We start from the raw sequence: 10853 nt of genomic DNA on the forward strand, positions 1-10853 counted from the left end.
CCTTTCTTCGCCCCGGTCTGACATCTGACATCAGAGAACTGAAGTGGGGCCTGTTTCGGCTCAGTGAGTAGCATAACGCATGACAGAACCGACAAAACGGCTGGCTGCCGCCTCTGAAGATGCGCTTTGGCGCATTTTTACAGTACCCGAGGCGCCGGATTCCACCTTAAGCATTATTGAACAGAATCTGTCACAGAATCTGGCCGGCTTCCTGCGTGAGAGTATTGTCGCGCTGGAAAAACCGTTATGGCAAATTGAGCGGGATTTTCAGGCACATCAAATTCCCTTGTCACCGCAGTTTGTCTCTGATTATGCTGAAAGCATGATGCAAAAGCTGGTGGCCCATTCGGTGCATACCGCTTCACCCAGTTTTATTGGTCATATGACCTCAGCTTTACCGTACTTTGTGCTGCCGTTATCGAAAATGATGGTGGGGCTGAACCAGAATCTGGTAAAAATTGAAACCTCCAAAGCCTTTACCCCGTTGGAGCGGCAGGTATTGGGGATGATGCATCATCTGGTTTATGGTGAAAAAGACAACTTCTATAAAAAGTGGATGCACAGTGCCAACCACTCATTAGGCGCGTTTTGCTCTGGCGGTACCGTCGCGAATATTACCGCACTGTGGATAGCCCGTAACCGCCTGCTTAAAGCCGATGGTGACTTTAAAGGCATTGCCAGAGAAGGCTTATTCCGGGCGCTGAAGCACTATGGCTACGACGGCCTGGCGATAGTGGTGTCTGAGCGGGGCCATTATTCACTGGGCAAAGCTGCCGACGTGCTGGGTATTGGCCGTGACTATGTGGTGAGTGTGAAAACCGATGCTGACAACAAAGTCGATGTCGCCCAGATGCAGCAGGTGTTAACCGAGCTTGCTGCTAAAAATATTAAAGTGCTGGCGATTGTCGGCGTGGCCGGCACCACGGAAACCGGCAATATTGACCCCTTAGCTCAGCTGGCCGATTTAGCAGAGCAGTTTCAGTGTCACTTTCATGTCGATGCTGCCTGGGGTGGTGCCACTTTGTTATCTGATCAGTACCGCCATTTAATGGCCGGTATTGAACGGGCCGATTCAGTTACGATCGACGCTCATAAACAGATGTATGTGCCAATGGGCGCAGGGATGGTGGTGTTTAAACACCCGTCATCGGCGCATGCTATTGAGCATCATGCCGAGTATATTCTGCGTAAAGGCTCAAAAGATTTAGGTAGTCAGACCCTCGAAGGCTCACGCCCTGGTATGGCGATGCTGGTCCATGCCTGCTTGCAGGTGATTGGCCGTGATGGTTATGAAATTCTGATCAACCGCTCGCTGGAAAAAGCCCGCTATTTTGCCACCTTAATCGAGCATAATATTGATTTTGAGCTGATTACCGCACCTGAGCTGTGCCTGTTAACCTATCGCTATGTACCGGCCCAGGTGCAAAAAGCCATGGCAGTTGCCAGTAGCGAGCAGCGCCAGCAATTTAATGAGCTTTTAAACGGTCTGACTAAATTTATTCAGAAACGGCAGCGGGAAGAGGGTAAATCGTTTGTGTCACGGACCCGCTTAACCCCCGCTGCTTACGACCGGCAGGAAACCATCGTGTTCCGGGTGGTACTGGCCAATCCGCTGACCACAGAACAAATTCTGCATGACGTACTGGTGGAGCAGGATCAGATAGCCCAGCAAAATAAAGAATTTTATCCGAAGTTATTGCAGCTGGCTAAAACGCTGACAGGCTGATAGTTATGGGTGCGAAGTCCCTGCGCAACATTTTAATTGTATTGGTTGTTATTGTAATTGTAGCGATGTGGTACGGTTATTCAGCTGATAATATCCTTACTGATGCGGAGCAGAAGCAACCCTCTCATGAGCTTAAAAAAAATGTAACCGAAATTACAACGACGTCTATTACTCCACCTGACGGGCAGCTAACGGAGAATAAAAATGAAGGAGGGCACAGCCCTGTTTTATCGTCGTCATCGAAGCCAGTTGAAATAACTTATAGTGAGCAAAACTGCATTGATATTGCTGAACGAGTCAAAAATCATTCTGGAAGAACAGCTTTTCTGCACTGGTATCGACAAGAATTAGAGGCTGAACTGGATAACAGCTATTACCAAACCCTGAGTATTGATCAATTAGTGGAGCAAGCTCAGGCAGCGGATGTGCTGGCCATGCGAATGCTGGCGGAAAGGTATTTAACCTATGCCCGGTATCAGCACTTTAGTAAACCCGCAGCACAACATTTCTCTGAACGTCTTGATCGGTCAGCACTGGCGCAGGCGCGATACTGGGCAGAACAAGCCGCTTTGCACGGCTATGGTGGCGCTTTTATGTCGCTGCTGGCAATGAGTTATATGGTTGAACTTGAAGACATAAACAGACAGTTGGAGGCCAATCCTGCACAAGTAGAGATATTACATGATCAACAAACAGATGTAGCGTTAAATGCACAAGCCTATTTAACATTGTCTGTTGAACTTATGCCGCAACTGCATGAGTTTCTTTTACCTTTGCGTACGCAGTTAAGTAAGACTGAGTTATCTACTGAAGAACAAGCCCGCTTCGATGAAATTTATCCCAAGTTAAGATCAGAATGGCGCGGCAAGCGCGCACTGTTAGGTTTGCCTGCGGAACTAGAATTTAACATTCCAGTAGAAGTAGAGCAGTACATTCAGCTGGAAAACGAGCTGCACAATTGCAATAGTCAGTTAGCTGATTAAGTATAGTGCCAATAAGCTGAGTGCAGCCGCACTGCCATAGCACAGCACTTTACTGAGTAAACCGCCGCCTAGCTTAAGATCATGTAGCCCATGATGAATGCGGTGGGCGGCATGAAACAGCGGTAAGCATATCACGCTGCCAATAAAAGCCAGCCCGGCCAATCCCCATAGTGCATCATGCAATAAGGCTGAAATGCGCGGATAGCTCAGATTGTCGGCGCTAAAGCCACCAAATGCCGGCAGCAGCGCCAACGCCAGAATGGCACCGGGTACTACCACGGCAAAACAGACGCCACCGGCGCTGAATAAGGCCCACCAGACAGGCTCGTCAGAACGTTTGGCTTGAGTAGTGTCGTTCATTATAGCCAGCCTCCCAATAATAAAGTCAGGCCGGTTGCCACCAGCAAGGTGGCCAGCCACTGCCCGGCAATCATTAAGCCGGGCGGCGCCAATGGCATCACTCTTGGAAATAACTCAAAAAAGGTTTTCGCATGAAACAAACTGGCGGCAAAAGCCAGCAGATTAAGCAGCACCACCCAGGGCTTTGCCATAAAAGCCAGCCAGTGTTGCCACTGTGTCTCACCCAGGCTAAGGCAATACAAGCCATATAGCAGGCAACCAATAAAGAACAGCAACGGCAGTACCGTTGCTTCGCGCAGCATGTAAAACCGAAAATAGCGGTGCTGCAGCCACCAGGTGCGTGGCATAACCGGCTGATAGGGGCCGGGCTCTTGCTTGTTGCCGCCGGGCGTTTCTATGTTCATCACGGTTCTCCTCAGGGTTTAAACATGCTGATAATAAAATCGCTGGCTGAGGCCACTTTACCCTGATTGACTGCGGCGGCCGGGTCGACTTTTTTCGGACAGACTTCGGAGCAAAAGCCGACAAAAGTGCAACCCCATACGCCATTTTTGCTATTGAGTTCAGGCATCCTGGCAGCCTTGCCGGCGTCGCGGCTGTCTAAGTTATAGCGCTGCGCCAGCGTTATCGCCGCCGGCCCGAGAAATTCGGGGTTCAGGCCAAATTGCGGGCAGGCGGAGTAACATAAACCGCAGTTTATGCAGTTGGCAAACTGCTGGTATTTGGCCAGTTGTGCCGGGGTTTGCCGGTGTGGCTGGCTGCTTTGTTCAGCATTAATCAGGTAAGGTTTAACTGCCGCTAAGTGGGTTAAAAACGGCTGCATATCGACGATAAGATCTTTCTCTACGTTAAAATGGGCCAGGGCGCTGACGGTCAGCTTATCAGGGTAATCCCGTAAAAAGGTTTTGCAGCCCAGTTTGGGAATGCCGTTAACCATTACCCCGCAAGAGCCACATATCGCCATCCGGCACGACCAGCGAAAGCCGAGGCTGGGGTCCTGTTGTTGCACCTGCAGCAGCGCATCGAGTACTGAGGTGCTGTTATCGCTGTCTACCTGAAACGCCTGCAATTGTGGCTGGCTGTCGGTTTGTGGATTATAACGGGCAATATTGATGGTTTTGCTCATACGCTGCTCCCTGTTGAACCGCTCCCTGCTGAACCACGCTCTGCAGATCCATAATGACGCTCAGCTGGTGGCAGGCTGGTAATGGTCACAGGCTGCCAGCTAATTGCGGCACTGCCATCAGGCTGACGGATTGCCAGGCTGTGTTTTAAAAAGTCGCTGTCGTTGCGTTGTGTCATGCCCTCATCCAGTCGCTGATGGGCGCCGCGTGACTCAGTGCGGGCCAGCGCACTGCGGCAAATAGTGTCGGCAACGTCCAAGCCAAAGCCAAGCTCCAGATGTTGCAACAAGGCGCTGTTATAGGCTTTGCTGTTATCGGTGACTTTTAACTGCTGATAGCGGATTTTTAGCGCCTGCAGCGTGCTAAGACAGCTCTGCAGGCCGGCGTTGTCACGATAAATGCCGCAGCCTTGTTCCATCGCCAGGGTGAGTTCAGTGCGAATAGCATGGACAGTGTCATCACAACTGTCAGCAAATAAACTGCTGATATAGGTTTGCTGGCGCGTGCACTGGGTGGCGACGGCACTTAACGGTAGTGTGTTCGTTTTTAGTGCCAGTGCTGCGGCTTGCTCACCGGCTACTTTGCCAAACACCAGCAGTTCAGATAATGAATTAGACCCCAGCCGGTTAGCGCCATGCAGGCCCACTGACGCGCATTCACCTACGGCAAACAGGCCGGCAATGCTGGTCTGGCAGTTAATATCGGTTAAAATACCACCCATGGTGTAATGCACCGCCGGGCGGATGGGAATAGGGGCGGTAGCCGGGTCAATATTGACATAGGACTTCGCCAGCTCGCAGATAAAGGGTAGCCGGTTAGCCAAATGGGCCTTGCCTAAATGACGTAAATCCAGGTAAACCACAGCATGGCCGTGATAGTCGGCCGTTAGACCACGCTGTTGTTGCTGCCAGAACGCTTGCGAGAGTTTATCGCGTGGCCCCAGCTCCATGTATTTATTCTTTGGCTGACCGACAGGTGTTTCCGGGCCCAGACCATAGTCCTGCAAGTACCGATAGCCGTCTTTATTCAGTAAAACTCCGCCTTCACCGCGACAGGCCTCGGTAATTAAAATACCACTGCCAGGCAAGCCGGTGGGGTGATACTGGACAAACTCCATATCCCGCAGTGCCACCCCATGCCGGTACGCCAGCGCCATACCATCGCCGGTGACAATGCCACCATTGGTATTGTAATGAAAGACCCGGCCCGCGCCACCGGTCGCCAGGATGACGGCTTTGCCCAGAATTTGTACCAGTTCGCCGGTACTGAAGTGGATAGCCAGTACGCCGGCAATTTGCTGTTCAACCACTAATAAATCAATAACAAAGTATTCATCAAAACGAGTGATAGTGGGGTCCTTAAGAGAGGTCTGAAACAGGGTGTGCAGGATATGAAAACCGGTTTTATCGGCGGCAAACCAGGTGCGTTCAGTCTTCATACCACCAAAACGGCGCACCTGAATACTACCATCGGCTTTGCGACTCCACGGGCAGCCCCAGCGCTCCAGTTGCACCAGCTCCTGATAAGCGTGTTTGACAAAATATTCCACCACATCCTGTTCAGCCAGCCAGTCACTGCCGCTTACCGTATCCTGAAAATGGCCTGCCAGACTGTCTTGCTCTAAGGTTACCGCCGCGGCGCCGCCCTCGGCAGCAACGGTATGCGAGCGCATCGGGTATACCTTGGACAGCAACGCCACCTGCAAGCCCGGATTGGTGTCAGCCGCAGCGATAGCAGCCCGCAAGCCGGCACCGCCGCCACCCACTACAATAATATCCTGTTGTAATTGTTGCATTGGTTGTCCTTGTATCAGGCAGGGCCAGCCCAGAGCAAGCCGGCCAGCAGTAGCATTGGATAGAGATGACATAGCAACACATTCATGCCCAGATAAGGCTGCAGTTGCTGCGGCTTGTCGGCATTTTGAAATAGCCCGGGTAATAACTTGGCTACCAGGCCCAATGTAAATAACGCCAGTAAACACTGCCAGGGTAAAATGCCGCTGATAACACCTGCAAGCAGTAGCAAATAACTTAGTAATAACAGTAGGGTATAAACACTGGCACTGTGACGCCGGCCAATAACTATAGGCAAGTGGCGCCTGCCAACCTGACGGTCGGCCTCGACATCAGGAAACTGGTTTAATAACAATAAATTGCTGACCAGCAAGGTCATAATAAAAGCCAGTAACCAGGCGCCGGCGCTGATGCTGCCAGCGAGCACCCAGTAGCTGCCCAGGGTCATAAAGATACCAAAGCCAATACCCGGTGCCAGTAAGCAAAGCAACGGCCAGCGGTTAACGTAGCGGGTATAGCCGTAAATTAACAGCACGCCGGGAACGCCGATAAAAAGTGGTTGCCAGTTTAGCTGATAGCTCAGGTACAAGCCGCAAGCGATTACCAGCAGCAGGCAGACTAAAGCAAGGATCAATGCAGGGTTGGCAGCTGCCGGATTTTGGATCAGGGTGCCACTGCCACCACTAAACGGCGTGCGGTTGGTTAAAAAATCCAGGCCTGATTTAAAATCGAGATATTCATTCAGCGCATTGACACTTATATGGGCGCATAATCCCACTGCGGTGATCAGGATCAGCAGACCCGGTAGCAACGGATGACCCGCTTGCCAACTAGCGCTGGCGGCGAGGGCTATACACACCAGAGTCAAACTTAAAAAGTTGACACGGGCGACACCACAAAGTTGTGTTAGCAAACAACGCTCCTGTTAAACAAATTTGCTACAGAGTATAGCTAGCTGTCAGCTTATGGCTTGATCTGCGACATTTTTTCTGTATTTATGTTGTAAACTAATAATGAATTGCTATTGTCGGAGCAGTGCAGCAATAGTCTGGTCTAAATAAATTTAAGGAAAACGTATGCGTGTCATTTTATTTATAGCGTCGATGCTGATGTTGACGGCCTGTCAGAGCGCCTACTATTCCACGATGGAAAAAGTGGGGGTGCACAAACGGGACATCCTGGCAGATCGGGTGGATAAAGCTCAGGATGCCCAGCAAGATGCCCAGGAACAGTTTAAATCAGCATTGGAACAGTTCAGTACTCTGATAAAGTTTGATGGTGGCGACTTGCAAAAACAGTATGAGCAAACCGATGAACAATATCAGGACTGCAGCGAGGCCGCCGCTTTAGTGTCAGAGCGGATAAACAGTATTGAAGATGTAGCAGAAGCATTATTTGATGAGTGGCAGGACGAGTTGGACATGTATACCAATGCTAAGCTAAAGCAGGAAAGCACAGCCAAATTGCGAGCAACGCAGCGCCAGTATAAGCAACTGCTTAATACTATGCGCCAGGCAGAGAGCTCTATGGCACCCGTGCTGGATAGTCTGCGGGACAATAGCTTGTATTTAAAGCATAATTTAAATGCTCAGGCGATTGGCGCCTTGCGTGATGAATTCGCCGGTATTGAGCGCGATATTACCCTGCTTATTCGCAATATGAATAAAGCAATTAGTGAATCGCAGCAATTTATTGCTACCCTTAAACAATAATATGGTGGGCGCTCAGGCGCTGCTTAGAAGTCTAATATTTAATTAAAACAGGAGAGTACTATGGCGGGTCAGGGATCGGGTGGTAATGTTATTGCCGCACTTTGTAATATTTTTGTACCTGGGTTAGGTCAGCTGGTGCAGGGGCGCATTCTGGCAGCGCTGGTGTTTTTTGTTATTTGTGTAGTGGGTTATGCGCTCTGGTGGCTAATAATACCGGCCATTATTGCGGCCATTGCTCATTTATGGGCGATTATTGATGCGGCAAAATTCCGCGCCAGGTTGTAGCAACCGGCGTCATAATATTGTAAAGCGGGTACCAACTGTTTAGCCGCTAGTCCAGCCAACCAGAAGAGCGCAATATGACCACGCCGCAAAGCATAATTATTTTAATATTACTGGTGACGATCGGCATGTTCCTCTGGGGCCGCTGGCGCCACGACATGGTGGCGCTGGGTGCGATGCTGGCCTGTGTTTTTACCGGCTTAATTGAAGCGGAAACCGCCTTTAATGGCTTTGGTCATCCCGCCGTCATTACCGTGGCCTGCGTGCTGGTGTTAAGCCGGGCTTTACAAAGCTCCGGCGCGGTAGACGTGTTAACCCGCTTAGTATTGCCGGCCAAAGCCGGGCCCACACTCAGTATTGCGGCACTAACGGTGTTAGCGGCGTTATTATCTGGTTTTATGAATAATGTCGGCGCGCTGGCACTATTAATGCCGGTGGCGATTCAACTGGCGCACAGGTTAAAACTGGCGCCTGGCCAGGTGTTAATGCCATTGGCTTTTGCTTCTATTCTTGGCGGTACCATGACCTTAATTGGTACCCCACCTAACTTAATCGTTTCTGGTATCCGACGCTCAGAGGGAATGCAAGGTTTCAATATGTTCGACTTTACTGCAGTCGGTGCTTCTATTACTGCCGTCGGTCTGGTTTTTATCATTTTGATTGGCTGGCGCCTGGTACCTAAACGTAAGCAAGCGGGTACTGAGGGATTTGAAACCGGGGCCTATATTACCGAAGTCCGGATACCTGACGGTAGTAAGGCCGATGGCATGAAACTGCGCGAGGTAGAGGCTGTGCTGGATGATGCCGACGCCCAGGTGGTAGGGTTAATCCGCAATGACTTCCGGGTTAATGCGCCGAGTTCTGGTCGTTATTTGCGGGCGCTGGATGTGCTGATCATCGAGGCTGAAGCCGATGCATTAACGAAGGTTCTGTCAGATTTAGGGTTGGAACTGGCACATGCTAAACCGAAGAAAGAGTCGAAAACAGAGGACGAAGCCAAAGCTGACAGCAATGCTGAAGCAACCGATGAGATAGCCGCAGCTAACAATGGACAAAGCAGCAAAGCGGCAAAGGTGTCAGATAGCAAAGCTGAGCTGGTCGCCGATGACGCCAATGAAGACGACCCAACACAGCAAGTTGAAAAGAAACCAGAAAAAGACCGTAAGCCCGATGAAATCGTACTGCTGGAACTGGCTATTTTACCGTCGTCCAGTTTGGTTAATCGTTCTGCTACCGACATGTTGTTAAGGACCCGTTACAGTATTAATTTGTTGGCGGTGTCACGTCATGGCCGGCGTTCGATGGCCCGTTTGCGTTCTATGAAATTGCGGGCCGGCGATTTATTGCTGATGCAGGGGGCACCCGACGTACTGCAAGATTTTGCCAACAATACCGGTTGTGTGCCTCTGGCAGAGCGCGAGCTGCGGATCCCGAATAAACGTAATGCCATTATGTCGACAGTGATTATGCTGCTGGCAGTCGCACTGGCTGCACTGGGGATTTTACCGGCAGCGGTGTCGTTTGCTGCAGGTGTTTTAGCCACAATGGCATTTCGTACCCTGCCGTGGCGTTTAGTGTATGAATCTATCGACTGGCCGGTAGTGGTGCTGCTCGCTTCATTGCTGCCGGTGGCGGGGGCGATGCAAAGCACCGGTGCGGCCGGCCTGATTGCCAGTGTGTTACTAGACACCCTGGCCCAGGGCAACGCCGTGATTGGCCTGGCAGTGATCCTGATCACCACCCTAATCCTGACTGATTTAATGAATAATGCGGCTACGGCTGCAGTAATGGCGCCTATTGCTCTGGGTGCGGCTAATCAGCTTGGCGTCAACCCGGATACCTTTTTAATGGCGGTCGCCGTCGGTGCGTCCTGTGCTTTCCTGACGCCTATTGGTCATCAGAATAATACTCTTATCCTGGGGCCTGGCGGTTTCAGGTTTGGCGATTACTGGCGGATGGGCTTGCCATTAGATGTACTGGTGGTACTGGTAAGCCTGCCCATGCTGTTACTGGTGTGGCCACTATGACGCTGGAAATCGCCTTAGTTTTACTGCTGTTAATGGCAGCGCTGGTGTTGTTTATTACTGAGTGGCTGCGGATGGATGTCGTAGCCCTGCTGGTGCTATGCACCCTGGCATTGCTGGGGCTGGTGTCTCCGGCTGAGGCAGTAAGTGGTTTCAGTAACCCGGCAGTAATTACGGTCTGGGCCATGTTTATTATGAGTGAGGGCTTAACCCGGGCCGGTATTGCCGATAGCATTGGCCGGCGGGTGATCCGCCTGTCGGGTAACAGTGAAACCCAGATGATCATCGTGATTATGCTGGTTGCCGGTTTGTTGTCAGCCTTTATGAGTAACATTGGCGTAGTGGCTTTGTTGCTGCCTGTTACGGTAGAGGCAGCCAGACGCTGTGGTATTCCACCCGCTAAGGTACTGATGCCAATGGCCTTTGGTGCCATGCTGGGTGGCTTGCTAACGTTAATCGGTACGCCGCCGAATTTACTGGTTAGTATTGCGCTGGAGAATAATAATCAGCCTGGCTTTAGGTTATTTGATTTTGCGCTGATTGGTTTACCGGTTTTGCTGGCTGGTACCTTATTTGTAGCCTTTATTGGCCGCCACCTGCTGCCGGCAACGGATCCTGGCCGCGCAGGCCTGGCTGGTAGCCGGAACCTCAGCGATCAATATGGTTTACAGGAGCGGATTTTTGCCCTGCGTTTACCCAAGCCCTCATTGCTGGCTGGTCGCACGCTGGAAGAGTCAGGATTGATTAATACCGTCGGTCTGATGGTCATCGCGCTGACCCGTGGCAAGGAAACCTTTACCCTGCCATCACGCCAGACAGTACTGAAGGCTGGCGATATTGTGCTGGCCC

General features: G+C 51.1%; 11 protein-coding genes. 6 read left to right on the forward strand and 5 right to left on the reverse strand.

The genetic code is table 11. The annotated features are described in order from the left end of the window. Positions 1-79: 79 nt before the first annotated feature. Both panP and KG631_RS18620 read left to right on the forward strand, forming a co-directional pair. On the forward strand, positions 80-1726 hold the full coding sequence (gene panP / locus KG631_RS18615) for a pyridoxal-dependent aspartate 1-decarboxylase PanP (RefSeq protein WP_214001145.1): 1647 nt from the start codon (positions 80-82) through the stop codon (positions 1724-1726). 5 nt (positions 1727-1731) lie between these two features. Continuing rightward, the gene (locus KG631_RS18620) at positions 1732-2709 is read left to right on the forward strand and encodes a hypothetical protein (protein ID WP_214001146.1); all 978 of its coding nucleotides are present in this window, start codon (positions 1732-1734) and stop codon (positions 2707-2709) included. On the opposite strand, the gene frdD is transcribed toward KG631_RS18620, so the two are convergent. From frdD to KG631_RS18645, 5 genes are read right to left on the reverse strand one after another with little or no spacing between them, the layout of a single operon-like run. Further along, positions 2698-3069 (reverse strand): fumarate reductase subunit FrdD, encoded by a 372-nt coding sequence (frdD, locus tag KG631_RS18625; RefSeq protein WP_214001147.1) that lies wholly within the window; start codon positions 3067-3069, stop codon positions 2698-2700. The genes KG631_RS18620 and frdD overlap by 12 nt on opposite strands. Further along, positions 3069-3473, reverse strand: a complete 405-nt coding sequence (locus KG631_RS18630) for a fumarate reductase subunit C (protein WP_214001148.1) — start codon at positions 3471-3473, stop codon at positions 3069-3071. Before KG631_RS18630 ends, frdD begins: the two co-directional genes overlap by 1 nt. Before the next feature lie 11 nt (positions 3474-3484). Beyond that, positions 3485-4195, reverse strand: a complete 711-nt coding sequence (locus KG631_RS18635) for a succinate dehydrogenase/fumarate reductase iron-sulfur subunit (protein WP_214001149.1) — start codon at positions 4193-4195, stop codon at positions 3485-3487. Next, positions 4192-5988 (reverse strand): fumarate reductase (quinol) flavoprotein subunit, encoded by a 1797-nt coding sequence (frdA, locus tag KG631_RS18640; protein ID WP_214001150.1) that lies wholly within the window; start codon positions 5986-5988, stop codon positions 4192-4194. The genes KG631_RS18635 and frdA overlap by 4 nt, the downstream gene beginning before the upstream one ends. A 14-nt stretch (positions 5989-6002) precedes the next feature. Continuing rightward, the gene (locus KG631_RS18645) at positions 6003-6899 is read right to left on the reverse strand and encodes a prenyltransferase (protein WP_214001152.1); all 897 of its coding nucleotides are present in this window, start codon (positions 6897-6899) and stop codon (positions 6003-6005) included. A 163-nt stretch (positions 6900-7062) separates the two neighbouring features. Here KG631_RS18645 and KG631_RS18650 point away from each other — a divergent pair, with 163 nt between their 5' ends. From KG631_RS18650 to KG631_RS18665, 4 genes are all read left to right on the forward strand, one after another. Next, the gene (locus KG631_RS18650; protein WP_214001153.1) at positions 7063-7698 is read left to right on the forward strand and encodes a DUF2959 domain-containing protein; all 636 of its coding nucleotides are present in this window, start codon (positions 7063-7065) and stop codon (positions 7696-7698) included. A gap of 60 nt (positions 7699-7758) precedes the next feature. Further along, on the forward strand, positions 7759-7983 hold the full coding sequence (locus KG631_RS18655) for a hypothetical protein (protein ID WP_214001154.1): 225 nt from the start codon (positions 7759-7761) through the stop codon (positions 7981-7983). Between the two features lie 74 nt (positions 7984-8057). Next, the gene (locus tag KG631_RS18660) at positions 8058-10007 is read left to right on the forward strand and encodes an SLC13 family permease (RefSeq protein WP_214001155.1); all 1950 of its coding nucleotides are present in this window, start codon (positions 8058-8060) and stop codon (positions 10005-10007) included. Beyond that, positions 10004-10853 (forward strand): SLC13 family permease (locus KG631_RS18665; protein ID WP_214001156.1); only part of this gene is annotated, 850 nt, incomplete at its 3' end. The genes KG631_RS18660 and KG631_RS18665, both read left to right, overlap by 4 nt.

This window comes from Arsukibacterium sp. (genome assembly GCF_018402695.1).
Classification (GTDB): domain Bacteria; phylum Pseudomonadota; class Gammaproteobacteria; order Enterobacterales; family Alteromonadaceae; genus Alishewanella.